13 protein-coding genes are annotated in these 16048 nt (G+C 61.8%); 3 read left to right on the top strand and 10 right to left on the bottom strand.

All coding sequences use genetic code 11. The features are described from left to right. Nucleotides 1-6: 6 nt before the first annotated feature. From I6F12_RS33295 to I6F12_RS33265, 7 genes are all read right to left on the bottom strand, one after another. On the bottom strand, nt 7-1176 hold the full coding sequence (locus tag I6F12_RS33295) for an alanine racemase (RefSeq protein ID WP_225158206.1): 1170 nt from the start codon (nt 1174-1176) through the stop codon (nt 7-9). 26 nt (nt 1177-1202) lie between these two features. Beyond that, on the bottom strand, nt 1203-2069 hold the full coding sequence (locus tag I6F12_RS33290; RefSeq protein ID WP_225158189.1) for a GNAT family N-acetyltransferase: 867 nt from the start codon (nt 2067-2069) through the stop codon (nt 1203-1205). A gap of 177 nt (nt 2070-2246) precedes the next feature. Next, nucleotides 2247-3557: an FAD-binding oxidoreductase gene (locus I6F12_RS33285; RefSeq protein ID WP_225148551.1), complete on the bottom strand. Its 1311-nt coding sequence runs from the start codon at nt 3555-3557 to the stop codon at nt 2247-2249. A 53-nt stretch (nt 3558-3610) separates the two neighbouring features. Beyond that, nucleotides 3611-4489, bottom strand: a complete 879-nt coding sequence (locus I6F12_RS33280) for an ABC transporter permease (protein ID WP_036008166.1) — start codon at nt 4487-4489, stop codon at nt 3611-3613. Nucleotides 4490-4527: 38 nt separating this feature from the next. Continuing rightward, nucleotides 4528-5478: an ABC transporter permease gene (locus I6F12_RS33275; protein ID WP_036008167.1), complete on the bottom strand. Its 951-nt coding sequence runs from the start codon at nt 5476-5478 to the stop codon at nt 4528-4530. Between the two features lie 59 nt (nt 5479-5537). Continuing rightward, the gene (locus I6F12_RS33270) at nt 5538-7205 is read right to left on the bottom strand and encodes a peptide ABC transporter substrate-binding protein (protein ID WP_225158188.1); all 1668 of its coding nucleotides are present in this window, start codon (nt 7203-7205) and stop codon (nt 5538-5540) included. Between the two features lie 11 nt (nt 7206-7216). Then, entirely contained in the window at nt 7217-8893 is a 1677-nt protein-coding gene (locus tag I6F12_RS33265) for an ABC transporter ATP-binding protein (protein WP_036025124.1), read from the bottom strand. 658 nt (nt 8894-9551) lie between these two features. Between I6F12_RS33265 and I6F12_RS33260 the strand changes: the two genes are divergently transcribed. Further along, on the top strand, nt 9552-10877 hold the full coding sequence (locus tag I6F12_RS33260) for an FAD-binding oxidoreductase (protein ID WP_225158187.1): 1326 nt from the start codon (nt 9552-9554) through the stop codon (nt 10875-10877). 113 nt (nt 10878-10990) lie between these two features. Continuing rightward, entirely contained in the window at nt 10991-11467 is a 477-nt protein-coding gene (locus I6F12_RS33255; RefSeq protein WP_027544593.1) for an Lrp/AsnC family transcriptional regulator, read from the top strand. 16 nt (nt 11468-11483) lie between these two features. On the opposite strand, the gene I6F12_RS33250 is transcribed toward I6F12_RS33255, so the two are convergent. Next, nucleotides 11484-12860, bottom strand: coding sequence for an aspartate aminotransferase family protein (locus I6F12_RS33250; RefSeq protein ID WP_225114740.1), 1377 nt, complete (start codon nt 12858-12860; stop codon nt 11484-11486). Nucleotides 12861-13203: 343 nt separating this feature from the next. Here I6F12_RS33250 and I6F12_RS33245 point away from each other — a divergent pair, with 343 nt between their 5' ends. Further along, a complete protein-coding gene (locus tag I6F12_RS33245) occupies nt 13204-13893 on the top strand; it encodes a haloacid dehalogenase type II (protein ID WP_036025117.1) in 690 nt (229 codons plus the stop codon). A 130-nt stretch (nt 13894-14023) separates the two neighbouring features. On the opposite strand, the gene I6F12_RS33240 is transcribed toward I6F12_RS33245, so the two are convergent. Both I6F12_RS33240 and I6F12_RS33235 read right to left on the bottom strand, forming a co-directional pair. After that, nucleotides 14024-15481: an NAD-dependent succinate-semialdehyde dehydrogenase gene (locus I6F12_RS33240; RefSeq protein WP_225158186.1), complete on the bottom strand. Its 1458-nt coding sequence runs from the start codon at nt 15479-15481 to the stop codon at nt 14024-14026. 206 nt (nt 15482-15687) lie between these two features. Beyond that, nucleotides 15688-16044, bottom strand: coding sequence for a cupin domain-containing protein (locus I6F12_RS33235; protein ID WP_225158185.1), 357 nt, complete (start codon nt 16042-16044; stop codon nt 15688-15690). Nucleotides 16045-16048 lie beyond the last annotated feature (4 nt).

Genomic DNA, 16048 nt, shown 5'->3' with positions numbered 1-16048 from the left:
GACGGCCTACCAGCCGCGCATCCGGGGCCATCGTGCTTCGATCGCGGCGCTGTCGGAGGAGACGACGTTGTACAACTCGTGTTGCGCCGCCGTCGCACAGGCGTGATTGGGCAGGATGCGGACCTTCGCGCCGATCGGAAGATCGGGCAAAGCGTGCGCCGACCCGGGTCTGACGGCGAGGATCCCGTGCTCCTGGCTCGCTTGGGAAACAATCAGGTCGGGAAAGACTTTGCCCGCCACGTCGCAGACCAGACCGTATCCCTGGTCGGCCGGCTGTGCCGCGGTGCCGCGGTCGCGCGACAGGGCCATCCAGCCCGCATCGACCAAAATCCAGCCCTTCTCGGGCTTCTTCCCGATCACAGTGGCGAGCACCGAGATTGCGATGTCGTCGGTCGTACAGACACCGACGCCGTGCATGACCAGATCGAAGAACATGTAGACGCCGGCCCGCATTTCCGTGACGCCGGTCAGGTCGTCGGCGAAATGCGCGGTCGGCGTCGAACCGACACTGACGACACGACATTCATGGCCGGCCGCGCGCAATGTCATCGCGGCGGCGACGGCCACGGCGCGCTCGCTCTCCGCAGCCGCGACAAGGGCCGCAGGCGTACTGAGGCCGTAGGATTCGCCGGCATGGGTGAGAACGCCGGCGATCTTGACGCCGGCCTCGGCCATGGCGGCCGCAACGACCACGAGTTTCGGATCGGTCGCGGTCAGCCCACCGCGATGACCGTCGCAGTCGATCTCGACAAGGGCGGACGGTGTCACACCGGCTGCGCGCCCGGCCGCGCCAAGCATGGCAGCCTGCTCAGGCGAGTCCAACAGCACCTTGATGTCGATGCCTGCTTTCTGCAAGCGCATCGCTCTGTCGGAGGTGTGCGGCGCCAGACCTACCGCATAGGTCATGTCCCGGAAACCGTGCTGTGCGAAATACTCCGCCTCCGCCAGGGTGGAGACAGTAATTGGCCCGGGCACGGACCGATAGACGCGCCGGGCGACGTCAATGGATTTTCCGGTTTTCATGTGGGGCCGCAGCACCACACCGCGCGCGGCCATGCGCGAGGATAGACGGGCAAGATTGCGATCCAGCCGGTCCCTGTCGAGCAGGAGGGCGGGAGTTGTCAATGCGGCCAGCGTCGCGGCGGCCTCGCCACTCTGGATATCTGTCCCGCGCATCACCTGTGCTGGCACGTCGATGTCTCCTAGCCGAACGACTGGTTGGCAATTGAGAAGCTGCGCGCCGGACCGGTCGATCGAGCCGGCGTCCCCAGGGTCATGGTGGTGGCGTCGCTGACTTGCTGCAGGCCGATGCTTTCGAGCCACGGCCCGAGTTGCGATGCCGCAGAGGTATCGATACGGACGAAGCGCCTGCCGAGGCGTGCGAGCGCTGCCTCGATCAGAGCACGTGCATCGGACGGGCTTTCGGCCGCAACAGGACCAATGACATGCCCGCGGCCGAAAAGCCGGGAGATGGCGTAACCGCGGGCTACGCCGTCACGGTGCAGGACGTAGCCATCGGCGTTTTGGACGAGCCGATCCAGCATCCGTTTCCTTTCCCAACCGGTGGCCTCGCGATCGAGCCGCACGATTGCATCGAAATCCGATGCAGCCATTGGCCTGACGAGGTTCGAGCGCGGCGACCCGCCGGTTTCGCTTGGAATTCCCTGATGCTGGTGGATGACCCCGATCGGCACGAAGCCGCGGCGTCGGTAAAGGGCGATGCCTTCGGCTGTCGAATTCAGCGCGACCGTTCGTGGGCGCGCGGACGTCAGCAACGCGTCCATGAGTCGCGCCCCGTAGCCGCGGCCCTGAACAGCCTTCGCGACGATGATCATCCCGGCGGAAGCATGCGTGTCGCCATATGGCCACCACGCCGCCGTTCCGATCACCGCTCCGGCGCGCTCTAGGACGAAGCCACGGCCCAACTGCAGCGCGACATCCCAATCGTCGATCCGGTAGGGCCAGGACATCTCTTGCGAGAGTCTTAGCGCGCCCTCCAGATGCGATCTGGCGAATGGAAGCAGGACCACATCTTCATGGACGCGATCTTCGGCCGCTGCGGTCGTCATGATGGGGCAAGTCTCTTTCGGTTTGCCGGCCAGATCGCCAGTGCCAAGACGAGGGCTATCCGGGTGATCCTCGCATGGTCCGCAGCCTATCTTGCGCCTCACAGCATTACGTATCGGACTGGAGCCAAGTTCGGCACAGCATTTCAATGATGATGCGATTGAACGACCGATCTGCTGTCAGCGGCTGGCGCGCCACAGAGCGATGCGGTCCCGCATGCGATAGCCCTGAATGAACGCGGGCATGAACCAGGGATTGCCGCGATAGAACGGGATGAAGGCGGGAGGGCGGAAGTCAAAGGCAGTGCACGCCTGCGCGTCATGTCCCATCAGCTTGTGCGCCGCATGCATGCCGACCCATGGCGCCCAGACCACGCCTGAACCGCAGAAGCCGGTGGCATAGACGATGCCGTCCTGCTCGAAGATGCGAGGAATCATGTCGCGGTTCATGGCGACGTTGCCGAACCAGCTGTGCGAGAGGCGAACGCTCTCCAGTTCCGGAAACAGATTGACCAAGCCCTTGCGCAGAAGCAGCTTCGGAGCGATTGGATCGCCGACGCGAGAGCTGTCGCGGCCACCGAGCAGAATGCGTCTGCCGTCGGGCGAAGGCCGGTAATAGAAGCCGACCTCCCGATTCTCGGTGATCATCATCCCTTTCGGCATCAGCCGCGCCATGACGTCGGGCGCGAGCTCCTCCGTTGCAATGATCCGGCTGCGCACCGGGACCAGCCTGCGGCGCAGGAAGGGCACGGCACCATCGGTGTAACCGTTGGTACAAACCAGCACCTGACGCGCCTGCACCGGACCGGCCGAGGTGACAACGCGGAAGACGGCGCCATCTTTTTCGATCGAGATCACGGGCGTGCGCGCGTGGACTGCCAATCCGGACGTGAGCGCGACGCGCAGCAGTTCGGCGTGGAACTTGGCCGGATGCAGCCCGCCGATGTCCATCCGAACCGTGCCGCCGCGATAGACATCGGTCCCGATGTACTGACGCTGCTTGGCATAGGGAACTGCGTAAGCCTCGATCCCGAGCTTCCTTGCGAGCCTCTCCGCTGTGCGCGCCATGGCTTCGTATTGCTCATAACCGAAGGCACCCTTGAACTGCCCCACCGGCTGGAAGTCGCAGGCGAGGCCCTCAGTCCTGATGAAATCGTACAGGAACGCGCGCGCCGCATAGCCTTCCGCCTCGATCGCCAGCGCCTTCTCTTCTCCGAACCGGCGCGTGAGCGTCGCGTAATCGGGTCGAATGGAACCGCTCGTGATACCGCCGTTGCGCGTCGAGGCTCCTTCACCGGGGTCCATGGCATCATAAGCCGCAACCGAACGGCCCTCGCGTGCCAGCACCAGACCGGCCGAGAGCCCTGCATAGCCCGCGCCCACGATCAAGACGTCGAGCCTCTTGGCTATCGGCTGCTGAGGCGGCGGCTTGAGCGGCGCGGCTTCCCACCAATAGGGCGTGGCTTTCTCGGCAATTCTCGGCGCGTGCATGGCTTCGCTTCTGGGATGGTTGATGGGTTCAGCCGCGGCTCGGTTGAACTCGTTCAGATGTGGTCGTTTCGAACGTCGAGGGCATCTCGCAGACCGTCGCCGATGAAGTTGAAGCTCGTCACCGCAATCGTAATCGCGGCACCGGGAATGATCGCGAGCCATGGAGCGCTCGCCAGATATTGCTGGGCGCCATTGAGCATGTTGCCCCAGCTCGGCAGCGGCGGCTGGATGCCGTAGCCGAGGAAGCTGATATAGGCTTCCAGAAGAATCGCGCGCGCGACCGCCAGGCTTGCAGCGACGATGATTGGGCCCATGGCATTGGGCAGGACCTCACGGAACATGATGTGTCTGCGACTCAGTCCCACCATGCGTGCAGCCTGGACAAACTCGCGCTCGCGCAGCGAGCGGACCTCGGCCTCGACGATTCTGGCGGTCTCCATCCAGCTGGTGACGGCAATGATCACGGTGATCATCACCGGGCTCGGCCGCAGCATGGCGGCCAGCGCCAGGACGAGGAAGATCGAGGGATAGGAAAGGAAGCCGTCTACAGTGCGCATCAGCGCCGCCCCGACCCAGCCGCCGCGATAACCCGCCGTCACACCGACCAGGGTGCCGATCAGCGTCGACAGCAGCATCGCGGAGAATCCCACCAGCAGCGATACGCGCCCGGCCATCAATAGCCGCGCGGCTAAGTCACGTCCGAGAGGGTCGGTGCCGAAATAATGGTGACCGCTGAGAGGTGGAGCAAAGCGGGCGCGCAGATCGATCTGGAGCGAGTCGTAGGGTAAGGCATAGGGGCCGATGGCGCACGCCAACACAAGCAGGGTGATCATCGAGATCCCGACAAGTGCAAGATGGTGGCGCATGAAGCGCGCCACCGCACGGCTGTGCCACCAGCGATTAGGAGCTGCGTGCACGACGATGGCGGTCATATCTGCTGCCTCCTGGTAACAGGGGTGAGCCGGCGGGCTCAGCCCAGACGAATGCGCGGGTCGACGGTAGCGATGACGATGTCTGCGAGCAGGTTGCCCAGTAGGACCAGGATGGCCGAGAAGATCAACAATCCCATCACCATCGGATAGTCACTGTAGCCAAGGCTGTCGAGAAACAGCCGTCCCATCCCCGGCCAGGTGAAGACAGTCTCGGTCACGAGTGCGCCGGTCAGAATGCTGGGCAATTGCATCCCGGCCAGGGTGATCATCGGCAATAGCGCGTTGCCGACGACGTGCTTCAGCAGGATGCGTCGCTCGCTCACGCCCTTGGCGCGGGCGGTCTTGACGAAATCCTGACTCAGGGCGTCGAGCGTCGCCGTGCGCATGTAGCGGCTCCAGATCGCGACATGAACCAGCGACAGCACCAAGCTCGGGAGGATCAGATGATGCAGATAGTCCAGCACCGAGCCGTCGCCGATCGTGTACATATTGCCTGCAGGAACCCAACCGAGCTTCAGCGTAAAGATGTAGATGCCGATGAGGCCGAACCAGAAGGTCGGGACCGACAGTGCCACCATGGCACCCACCGTCGCGCAGTAGTCGAATAGGGAATAGCGGTGGGTAGCACCTCGGATGCCGATCCAGGTGCCGGCTGCGATCGCCAATGCCGTGGACGTGCCCATCAGCAGCAGCGTCGCCAACAGATGTCGACCGATCACCGCCAGCACCGCAGAGCCATCGCGGAAGGAGTGTCCCCAGTCGCCCCGGATCAGTCGCCAGGCCCAATCGAGATACTGAAGCCACAGCGGCCGGTTCAGCCCAAGCTGCGCTGCGAGGCGCTCGACGTCCTTCTGGGTCATGCCGGGATCGAGCCCGAATTGCGCGAGAGGACCGCCAGGCATGAGGTTGAGAACCGTGAAGCCGATGATCGAGACGATCACCAGCAGCACGACGCTCTGCAACAGACGATTGAGCAGAAAGGCGGACATTCGAGCCCTCCGTTAGCTTGACAGCGCTGCCGCCGGCTTACAGCTCCGGCGGCAAGAGATCAGCTTGCCCAGTACCAGGCCAGCGCGTTCCAGGATTCCGTGCGCGTATTGCCGTTCGGCACGAAGCCGTTGATGCCCTTCTTGAGTCCTTCGACCGCATTGCTCTGGTACAACGGAAGGAACGGCAGGTCGCGACGAACAAGTTCCTGGACGCGAGAGTAGATCGCGCGCCGGGCTTCAGGATCGAAGGTCCGCGCGCCCTTGTCGAGCAGAGCGTCGACCTCCGGATTCGCATACTGCGCATTGTTCGAGCCGCGACCACCCTTGGCTCCGATCGAACGCGAGTGAAGGCGATTGGTGACGTCCGGATCGGCACCGATCAGGTACGAGCTGCCGACGATCACGGAATCGAATTGCGATTGCATCCAGAACTCGCCCCACATCACGGCGGCGGGCAGGTTCGATATCTTCATCTCCACGCCCAGCTGAGCAAACGTCTGCTGCAGGAATTGCTGCACCTGCTCGCGGAGCGGATCTCCGGAGGTGGTCGAATTGGTGAACGACAGGCGAACACCGTTCTTGGTCCGAATGCCGCCTGCTCCCGGAGCCCAGCCCGCCTCGTCGAGAATCTTGCGCGCGCGATTCAGATTGAACTGGTGCAGCGGCAGGCCGGCATTGAAGTAGAAGGACTGCCGCGGCATGAACGTCTCCGTCGGCGTCGGCACGCCGTAGTAGAGTCCCTGGATGATCGCCTCCTTGTCGATCGCCGCATAAAGCGCCTCGCGGACCGCATGCTCCTTGAACTGCGGGCGCTCGAGGTTCAGGTAGAAGGACTCGAACGAGGCCCTTGGGACCAGCGTCACCACGCGGTTCGGCAGCTTCTTGGCTTCACCATAATGATCGGGAGTGATGTAGGGCTGACCGACGAGATCGATGTCGCCGCTCTTGAACTGGGTGTAGAGGACGGTGAGATCGGGAATGTACTTGAAGACCAGCCGCTCGATATGAGGGCCTTCACCGAAGTATTCGGTGTTGGCCACGAGTTCGAGATGGTCACCGGCGACCCGCTTGCCCCACTTGAACGCGCCGGTGCCGACCGGCGCCTGGTTGAAGGCGGCATTGTTCGGATTGGCCTCTTTTTCCAGGATGTGCTTGGGCACGATGAAGGTTTCGGTCAGGAACGACAAATACGGCGCAAAGGCCTCTTCCATTCGCCACGAGATCTCCGTGGGCGAGACCACCGTGATGTCCCGCACGAGAGAATGGCCGGACGTGCGCCAACTCCGGAAGTTGGGGTTCGTGATCAGCTCGAGCGTGAACTTCACGTCCTCGGCGCTGAAAGGCTTGCCGTCGTGCCAACGGACATCGTCACGCAAACGAATGCGCCATTTGAGACCGTCTTCCGAAATGCCGCCGTTCTTCTGGTTTGGCACTTCCAATGCAAGATTGGGCTGAATGACGCCTTGAGGATCGATGCGGAAGAGTGCGTCGAAGACCGAGAAATGCACACCATCGTCGACTTCAATGTGGGCCATCAGCGGATTGAAGACGGTCGGCTCCTGCCCAAGTCCGACGATCACGCGGCCGGTTGGCTTTGCCGGAGAGGTGCGCGCGAGGGCCGGCTTGCCCAAGAGATTGGGCGCGAAGATGCCGGCGGCTCCGCCAATAGCCACCATGCGCAGGGTATCGCGCCGCGAGTAGTTCGATGTCGCAGAACGCTCGGTCATAACGTCTCTCCTTAGCTGTTGTGTCCGACGTGGCTTTCATCTTGAGGCATGCTCCCGGGCTGCTCGCCGGGGATCGCTGCCACCAGTTCTCGCGTGTAGCTGGATTTCGGGTTGAGGAAGATCTGGGACGGCGGCCCCCGTTCAACGATCTGTCCTCGATGCATGACGGCAATTTCATCACAGATCTGGCTTGCGACGCGCAGATCATGGGTGATGAAGATCATCGAGACGCCCGTCTCGCGTTGAATCTGATCCAGCAGCCTCAAGATCTGGGCCTGGATCGATACGTCGAGCGCAGAGACCGCTTCGTCGGCGACCAGCAGCTTCGGCTTGAACATCAGCGCCCGCGCGATGCCGATGCGCTGGCGCTGCCCGCCGGAGAACTCGTGCGGATAGCGGTCGAAGGCTCCTGAATCGAGGCCGACATGGGACAGAAGCTCCCGCGCCCGCTCGGCAGCCTCGCTGTATGGCACCCCATGCGCAACGGGACCGACCGTGAGAATATGCCCGACCGTCGATCGCGGATTCAGCGAGGCAAAGGGATCCTGGAAGATCATCTGGATCCTGGGCCGCAGCGATCGAAACTCGGCCTCGGAAAGCCCGGCAATGTCACGCCCTTCGAACAGAATCGAGCCGCTGTCGCACTCCATGAGCTTGATCAGCAGCCGACCGAGCGACGACTTGCCCGAACCGCTCTCCCCGACGACGCCGAGCGTGCGGCCCGACGTGAGGTCGAAACTGACCCCATTGACCGCAGGCACGATGCGTTGCGTGCGCAAAAGCGCGCTGCCGCTGCGATAGGTTTTTGCGAGGCATTCAACCTTGAGAATGGCAACTGGGTCACCAGCTTCCAAGGGCACACGGTTTTTGCCGGTCAGGTGCGGGACGGCTGCGATCAGTCGGCGCGTATAGAGGTGGCTTGGCGACTTCAGCACCTGCTCGGCACTGCCCTGCTCCACGCAATGGCCTTTCTCCATCACCACAACGTAATCGGCGATCTCAGCCACGACGCCGAAATCGTGGGTGATGAACATGACGCTCATCCCCTTGCGGCGCTGAATGTCGCGGATCAATTTGAGGATCTGCGCCTGGGTCGTCACGTCCAGGGCGGTGGTCGGCTCGTCTGCAATCAGGATCGCGGGCTCGAGAGCCAGAGCCATGGCGATCATCACGCGCTGCCGCTGTCCACCCGAAAGCCGGAATGGATATTGATGATACATAAGCTGCGGATCGGGCAGACCCACTTCAATCAACAGATCAATCGCCCTGCTGCGACGGGAGGCCGGCGTTCCGACGTCGTGCGCAGCCATCACCTCTTCGATCTGCGCGCCCACGGTCATCAGCGGGTTGAGCGCCGAGAGAGGGTCTTGAAAGATCATTGAAACGATGCGGCCGCGCAGGCTGCGGAGCTTGTCGGGCGAGAGGCCCACCATGTTCTCCCCATCCAGGTGGATCGCACCCGAAGAGACCCGGATCGCTTTCGGTAGAAGCCCCATGATCGCATTCGCGGTGACCGACTTGCCCGATCCGGATTCCCCGATGATACAGAGAATCTGCCCGCGTTTCAGATCGAAGGAGATATTCTCGACGGCGTAGGCTCGCTCCATTCCTTCCGGCAGACTCACGGTCAGCTCGCGCACCGACAGCGCGACATCGACGGGGCTTGCCACCTGGATGCCAGAGGCCATGAAAGCATCCTCCTTTTTCAAGCCGGTGCCGTCATCTTGCTGCGGCCGGCGCCTTCGGCTCCTTGCGCCTCCACGCTCCTTGGACAGGTCGATAATTCGCCGCTCAACTTGCCATTCCTTCGTTGGAGGCTGCGACATGATTCAGGCCTCTTCGCGCAAGAAGCAAGAGCTGTTGCTTAGAGCGCAGCACCGACCTAATTGGCCAGCTCGATCGAAGCGAAGCTCAGTTGGCATCCACGTCATGGCTTGATCGCTTCCGCGAAGGCCTGCTCCTGGACAAGGCTCATGCAAGTTGCCTCTTTGGACTTCGACCATCGATCGGTTGGTTCTGCCGATCTTGACGATGTCGATCACCGCAGAGTCGCCGAAAGCCGGCATCGAAGCAGCAGGAACTTCTGAAAACGAAGTCCGATTTGGCATTTCAGTCTGCGCCGCGAGACCCGCCGTGGCGCCCAGCCAGGAGGGAGCGCAATGGATTGCGCGAGCGCGTGCGTCTGGCTGGCCGCCTGCAAGCTGCGATGCAAGCAAAGTATTTTCGCAATAATAGCCTGTGTCAAAGGCAGCAAACCGCAGGATATTCGGTCTCACGGCGAAAGTCCGTGAGGGCTGCGGCAATTCCTCGGTTACGCTACGGCAACCACCGGAGATCCCCAATCCGATGAGCGCGCCGCTCCTGCATATCGAATCCAATCCATCCCTACCTCGTGAGGCAGACGTCGTTGTGATCGGCGGCGGCGTCGTGGGCGTGTTCACAAGCTACTATCTCGCCCGCCGCGACCTCAAGGTTGCTTTGCTTGAAAAGGGCCGCGTCGCCGCCGAGCAGTCCAGCCGCAACTGGGGATGGTGCCGCCAACAGAACCGCGATGCGCGCGAGTTACCGCTTGCGACCAAGAGCCTGGATCTCTGGGAAAGGGTTGCCGGAGAGACCGGTGAAGATACGGGTTTTCGCCGCTGTGGGCTTTTGTATCTGTCGAACGACGACAATGAGCTGGCCGGCTGGGCAAAGTGGCGAGACTTTGCCAGGACCGTCGGGGTCACGACGCACATGCTGAGTGCGGAAGAAGCGAGCGAGAGAGGCAGGGCGACCGGTCGCAAGTGGAAGGGCGGCGTCTTCTCGCCGACAGACGGCACGGCAGATACTTCAAAGGCCGTGCCCGTCGCCGCGCGCGGCATCATGGCGGCGGGTGGCAGCGTGCACCAGCTTTGCGCGGCTCGTGGCATAGAGCTCACTGCCGGCCGCGTCAGCGGAGTGGTGACGGAAGCGGGCACGATCCGGACGAAGACGGCGGTCATGGCAGGAGGTGCATGGGCGTCCTCGTTCTGCAACCAGCTGGGAATTCGCTTCCCGCAGGCATCCGTTCGCCAGTCTATTCTCGCCGTGGCCCCTGGCGCCGCCGGCCTTCCTGATGCCCTTTACACCGGGCTCGTCTCGCTCACGCGGCGCGGCAATGGCGGATACACGCTCGCAATCAGCGGGCGCGCGCGAGTCGATCCGACGCCGCAGCAATTCAGGTTCGGCCGCGAATTCCTGCCCATGTTCGCCCGCCGCTGGCGAAGTCTCAGCCCTGGGGCTTTCGAGGGCCTGCGGCACGGCCATGAATCCCTGGCGAAATGGGGGCTCGATGAGGTGACCCCGATGGAGCTGAACCGGACGCTCGATCCTCGCCCTGACATGAGGCAGATTCGGGCGACACATCGACGAGCTTGCAAGCTCGTGCCGGAACTTGAGCGCGTCGAAATCTCAAACGTCTGGGCCGGCTACATCGACAGCACGCCGGACGGCATTCCAGCAATCGGTGAAGTTGAGTCCATTCCAGGGTTCATCCTTGCGGCGGGATTCAGCGGCCACGGTTTTGGAATTGGCCCAGGCGCGGGTCATATGATCGCCGACATCATCACGGGTGATCCGCCGATCGTCGACCCGCGCCCCTACAGGCCGGCGCGGCTGAAAAAGAGCGCCTGGGGCAAGGTCAGCGAGTTCTGAATTGCAGCTTCCGCCTCGGTGGGAAAAGACGCTGGTTGATGCTATGACAATGCATATGACGCTGAAGTCTCAAAGCCCTCACGCCGTTGTCGGCCCCATCTGATGGCACTGCTATGAAGCTCGATAAGATCGACATCAGGATTTTATGCGAACTGCAGAAGAACGGGCGGATCTCCAACGTCGAGCTCGCAGAGCTGATCAACCTTTCCCCGAGTCCGTGCCTGATGCGCGTCAAGAGGCTCCAGACGGAGGGCTTCATCACTGGCTACTCCGCCCAGATCGATGTTGCCAAGCTCGGACAAACTCTAACCGTCTTCGCTGAAATCACCCTGAAGAATCACCGGCAGATCGATTTCGCGCGCTTTCTCACGACCATTGAAAAGATCGATTCCGTCGTCGAATGCCACCTCGTTTCGGGCGGGTACGACTATCTCGTCAAGTTCATCACGGCGGGTATCAGCGAATACCAGGCCGTCATGGAACGGCTGGTCGAGATGGATATCGGCATCGACAAGTATTTCAGTTTTGTCGTGCTGAAGTCCCCGATCGTGAAATCCCATCTGCCGCTGGAAAGCATATTCAACGGTTGACAAACAGGCGCAGCGATTATCCTCTCATCGCTGCGCGCACGTCCCTATCTTCCAGCGTCTGGTCCAGCGTAGTCCTTGTCCGCTCGATGATGCCGTCGATGTCCGCATCCGTGCAGCAGAGCGGCGGCGCATAGCCGAGCACGCCCTGGGCAAAGGCGCGGATGACGAGACCGTTGTCCCATGCGCGGTCGAAAATACGGCGCGCTGGATCGGCTTCCGCCGGCAGCGGCGTCTTGCGCTCCTTGTCAGTGACGAGCTCAATCGCAGCCAGCATGCCGCGACCGCGGACATCGCCGACGAGCGGATGATCCGCCAGCGCGCGAAGGCCTTCCATGAGACGGCATCCCGCCTTCCGGCCGTTTTCCAGCAAGCCGTTTTCGTAAAGATCAAGGCACGCAAGCCCGACAGCTGCGCTGACGGGATGTGCCGAATAGGTGTAGCCGTGGCCGATGGCAGCCTTGCCGGCGCCATCAGCGATCGTGTTGTAGACGCGGTCGGACATCAGAACGGCCCCCATCGGCACATAGCCCGAGGTAAGCCCTTTTGCCGTTGTCATGAGATCCGGCACGACGTCGTCCTCTTCACAGGCGAACAACGGACCGACACGGCCAAAGCCGGTGATGACCTCATCGGCAACGAACAGAATGTCGTGCTCCTTGCAAACAGCGTGCATCGCTTTCATCCAGGACGGCGGCGGAACGAGGACGCCTCCGGACCCCTGTATTGGCTCGACATAGAAGGCCGCGACGCGTTCGGCGCCGAGCTCGGCGATCTTGGCGCGCAGAGCCGCGACCGACGCCGCAATGATCGCCTGGGGATGCGAACCGACGGGGTTCCGATAGGCGTAGTGCGAGGGAATTTTGTGCTGCCAGCTGTATGGCACTCCAAATCCCGCATGAAAAGCCGGCAGCGCGGTCAGGCCAGATCCTGCCGTCGACGATCCATGGTAACCAGATTCGACGGAAATGAACTGGTCCTTCTGCGGCCTACCCTTGGCATGATAATAGTAGCGGATGAACCGGATCGTGCTGTCGACGGCGTCGGAGCCGCCCAAGGTGAAATAGACATGGTTCAGATCGCCAGGCGCCAATTCAGCCAGTCTGGCGGCCAGCCGGATGGCCGGGTCGGAGCCCAATCCGAAATAACCCGTCGCATAGGGAAGTTCGCGCAACTGCCTGGTGGCCGCTTCGACGATGCTGTCCTGCCCATAGCCGGCATTGACACACCACAGGCCGGCGAAGCCGTCCAGCAATTGACGACCCGAGACATCGGTCAGCGTCGCGCCTTTCCCTGACTTCAGCACGCGGACGCCAGTCGCCTCGTGGCTGCGATAGGATGAGACCGGATGAATGAGATGCGCGCGATCGAGTTCAACCAGCGAGTTGCTCAACATGTTGTCCTCCAGATCAACCGCACGCTTGTGCGGCACTCCCAATGTCTTCGGAGCTCAACGTAAGACGCCCGGAACAGCAGTTGCTCCCAGGCATGACATGGACGGAAGGCGTTTTGACTTTGATTGACGATCGACGCGGCATCTTGTGCCGGCATCGGCCTGTGCCTGGCATTGGCGCTCAACTCGGAGGCGCCTTTTCACACAACTCTCTGCCACGGCGCCGATCCGATACGACACAATCTGCTCTCCGTCGCCGCGACAGCGGTGCTTTATCCGGTCCTCTGCTCGCTATGATCCCTGTCGTACCGGACCGCGGTGCGTGAGGACCGAAAAGGATCGAGCGATGGCAACGTTTAGACCGAAATACATCACCTTCGACTGTTACGGCACGCTGACCAATTTCGACATGGCCGGCGCGGCAAGGAGGGTCTACGGCTCTCAACTTTCTGCCACGACGATGGCAAGCTTCATCAAGGATTTCGCTGCCTATCGCCTGGACGAAGTTCTTGGCGCGTGGAAGCCGTACTTCGAGGTCGTGCACAATTCAGTAGAGCGCGCTTGCAAGCGCAACGGTATCGTATTTCGGCCGGAGGATGCCCAGCGCATCAATGAAGAGATCCACACGTGGGGTCCACATCCGGACGTCCCGGCGGGTCTGGCCAAGGTTGCCAGGGAGATTCCGCTGGTCATCTTGTCGAACTCCATGAAGAACCTCATCATGTCCAACGTGGACAAGCTCGGCGCTCCCTTCCACACGGTCATCACGGCCGAGGAGACTGGCGCCTACAAGCCGCACATGAAAGGCTTCGAATACATGTTCGACAAGCTGGGCTGCGGCCCGGAAGATATCACTCACGTCTCCTCCTCGTTCCGCTACGATCTGATGACCGCCTACGATCTGGGCATCAAGAGCAAGGTCTGGGTGAATCGCGGTCACGAGCCCGCGAACCCCTTCTATGAATACACCGAGGTGGCTGACATCGGAGGGCTTGCCGCAGCAGTCGGCCTGGAGCCCCTGCGCAAGAGCGCGTGAGAGCAGTTCCCTCAGGTTCTCTCGTTGCGCTTCAGTTCTTCAAAAGCTTCAATCGAGATCGGTGCGCCGTGAAGCAAAAAAGGGGGCGGTTCGACCGCCCCCCTTTTTTTTGCTTCAGATATTGGGCCGCTCAGTCCAGGCCGCCGACGTGGAGCGCCTTGGTCTCGAGATATTCTTCTATCCCGAGTTGAGATCCCTCGCGTCCTAGGCCCGACTGTTTGACACCGCCGAAAGGCGCCACCTCGGTCGAGATCAGGCCGGTGTTCAAGCCGACCATGCCGAACTCGAGCGCCTCGGCAACACGCCAGGAGCGCTTGAGGTTTTCCGTGTAGAAATAGGCGGCAAGGCCAAAAGGCGTGCCGTTGGCGATCGCAATCGCCTCGTCCTCGGTCTCAAAGCGGAAAATCGGTGCGACCGGCCCGAAGGTCTCTTCCGAAGCCAGGAGCATCTCAGTTGTTGCGCCGCCGAGCACGAGAGGGCGGGCATATTGCCGACCTTCCGGCACCGCCTCACTCTCCGAGATGATCTTTGCGCCCTTATCCAGGGCGTCCGTGACGTGTCGCTTGATCTTCTCGATCGCCGCGCTGTTGATCATCGGCCCGATTGCGACCCCCTCTTCCGTCCCGGCACCGACCTTCATTTTTTCAACCTGGCTGGCGAGCTTCTGGGCGAAGGCGTCGTAGATGCCAGCTTGCACCAGGATGCGATTGCAGCAGACGCACGTTTGCCCGCCATTGCGGAATTTTGACGCAATCGCCCCCTCGACCGCCCGGTCGACGTCGGCATCGTCAAAGACGATGAACGGCGCGTTGCCGCCGAGCTCGAGGCTGAGCCGCTTGATGTTGTCGGCGGCGCCCCTCATCAGCAAAGCGCCGACGCGTGTCGATCCGGTGAACGAGATCTTGCGGACGGTTTCATTGGCCATCAGCTCCGCGCCGATGTCCGCCGGCATGCCCGTCACGATGTTGATCACGCCCGCCGGGATTCCGGCCCGCTCAGCCAGGACAGCGATGGCGAGAGCTGAAAAAGGCGTAAACTCAGACGGCTTGATGACCACTGTGCAGCCCGCAGCAAGCGCTGGTGCCACTTTGCGGGTTATCATCGCGTTGGGGAAATTCCAGGGCGTGATGATCCCGCAGACGCCGACCGGTTCTTTCAGCACCAGAATGCGACGATCGACGCTGGGCGCCGGGATTGTCGATCCGTTGATGCGGCGGGCCTCTTCGGCAAACCATTTGACGAAGGATGCCCCATAACGGATCTCTCCGAGAGATTCAGCAAGCGGCTTGCCCTGTTCCAGCGTGAGCAGAAGAGCCAAATCCTGCTCATGGTGCCGCATGAGCTCATACCAGCGCTCCAGCAGCGCAGCACGCTCTGCATGAGCCCGGGTCTTCCAGTGCTTGAACGCGGCGGCCGCCGCGTCAATTGCTGCCCTGGTCTCGTCTCGGCCCATATCCGGGATGGTGCCAAGCACTTTCTGGCTGGCAGGATCAATGACATCAACGGTGGCTCTCGTGCTCGCGTCCCGCCAGTTGCTGCCGATCAGCGCATGCTGCCGAAACAGATCCTTGTCCTTCAATGCAATCATGGGCTTGTTCCTTGGTTTCGGGCCCGACCTCACCATCACTGCCTGGATTTGCGCGTGGCGAGACGAAGCCATCCCATGCGAGCAGTACAGAACCGCACGCCGCATTTTTCCTTGAGAATGAAGTGTCTGGCCGCGTTGAATCTGGTCAGGCGCGGTCTCGGAGGTCGAATATTCTGAGGGCCGCTAGTGCAGCCCTCAGCATCGTCTCAATCATAATGACAGACGTAGATCTTTCGCACGGTCTCGATCGTGCGCCAGACGCCAACGAAGCCGGGTTTCATCACAAAGCTGTCGCCGGCGCGGTACCTCCTGGTCTCACCACCCTTTTCCTCGATCTCGATGAGACCCGAGAGAATGTGACAGAACTCGAACGTGGAGCCCTTGATGGAATGAGTCTCGCCGGGTGTCGCTTCCCAGACACCGGTCAGCACCTTCTCGCCTTTCGAGGCGTCCTGTGCCCAGGTCATGAACGATGGATTGCCGGAGATGAGCCGTTCCGGAGCAGGCAAGGCGTTCTTCGGTGCGAAGTCCGGATTGGTGTCAATGGTGACCAGAAGGGACATGGCT

The sequence above is a fragment of the Bradyrhizobium sp. IC4059 genome, from assembly GCF_020193615.1.
GTDB classification, from domain to species: Bacteria; Pseudomonadota; Alphaproteobacteria; order Rhizobiales; family Xanthobacteraceae; genus Bradyrhizobium; species Bradyrhizobium yuanmingense.
Note: the sequence above shows the minus strand (reverse complement) of the source record. Positions and strands in the feature narration are given on the sequence as shown.

What these genes read in the sequence shown, in the direction of transcription:
- I6F12_RS33295 (WP_225158206.1), bottom strand. Translation starts at nt 1,176, where the DNA reads ATGCGCGGGACAGATATCCAGAGTGGCGAGGCCGCCGCGACGCTGGCC.
- I6F12_RS33290 (WP_225158189.1), bottom strand. Translation starts at nt 2,069, where the DNA reads ATGACGACCGCAGCGGCCGAAGATCGCGTCCATGAAGATGTGGTCCTG.
- I6F12_RS33285 (WP_225148551.1), bottom strand. Translation starts at nt 3,557, where the DNA reads ATGCACGCGCCGAGAATTGCCGAGAAAGCCACGCCCTATTGGTGGGAA.
- I6F12_RS33280 (WP_036008166.1), bottom strand. Translation starts at nt 4,489, where the DNA reads ATGACCGCCATCGTCGTGCACGCAGCTCCTAATCGCTGGTGGCACAGC.
- I6F12_RS33275 (WP_036008167.1), bottom strand. Translation starts at nt 5,478, where the DNA reads ATGTCCGCCTTTCTGCTCAATCGTCTGTTGCAGAGCGTCGTGCTGCTG.
- I6F12_RS33270 (WP_225158188.1), bottom strand. Translation starts at nt 7,205, where the DNA reads ATGACCGAGCGTTCTGCGACATCGAACTACTCGCGGCGCGATACCCTG.
- I6F12_RS33265 (WP_036025124.1), bottom strand. Translation starts at nt 8,893, where the DNA reads ATGGCCTCTGGCATCCAGGTGGCAAGCCCCGTCGATGTCGCGCTGTCG.
- I6F12_RS33260 (WP_225158187.1), top strand. Translation starts at nt 9,552, where the DNA reads ATGAGCGCGCCGCTCCTGCATATCGAATCCAATCCATCCCTACCTCGT.
- I6F12_RS33255 (WP_027544593.1), top strand. Translation starts at nt 10,991, where the DNA reads ATGAAGCTCGATAAGATCGACATCAGGATTTTATGCGAACTGCAGAAG.
- I6F12_RS33250 (WP_225114740.1), bottom strand. Translation starts at nt 12,860, where the DNA reads ATGTTGAGCAACTCGCTGGTTGAACTCGATCGCGCGCATCTCATTCAT.
- I6F12_RS33245 (WP_036025117.1), top strand. Translation starts at nt 13,204, where the DNA reads ATGGCAACGTTTAGACCGAAATACATCACCTTCGACTGTTACGGCACG.
- I6F12_RS33240 (WP_225158186.1), bottom strand. Translation starts at nt 15,481, where the DNA reads ATGATTGCATTGAAGGACAAGGATCTGTTTCGGCAGCATGCGCTGATC.
- I6F12_RS33235 (WP_225158185.1), bottom strand. Translation starts at nt 16,044, where the DNA reads ATGTCCCTTCTGGTCACCATTGACACCAATCCGGACTTCGCACCGAAG.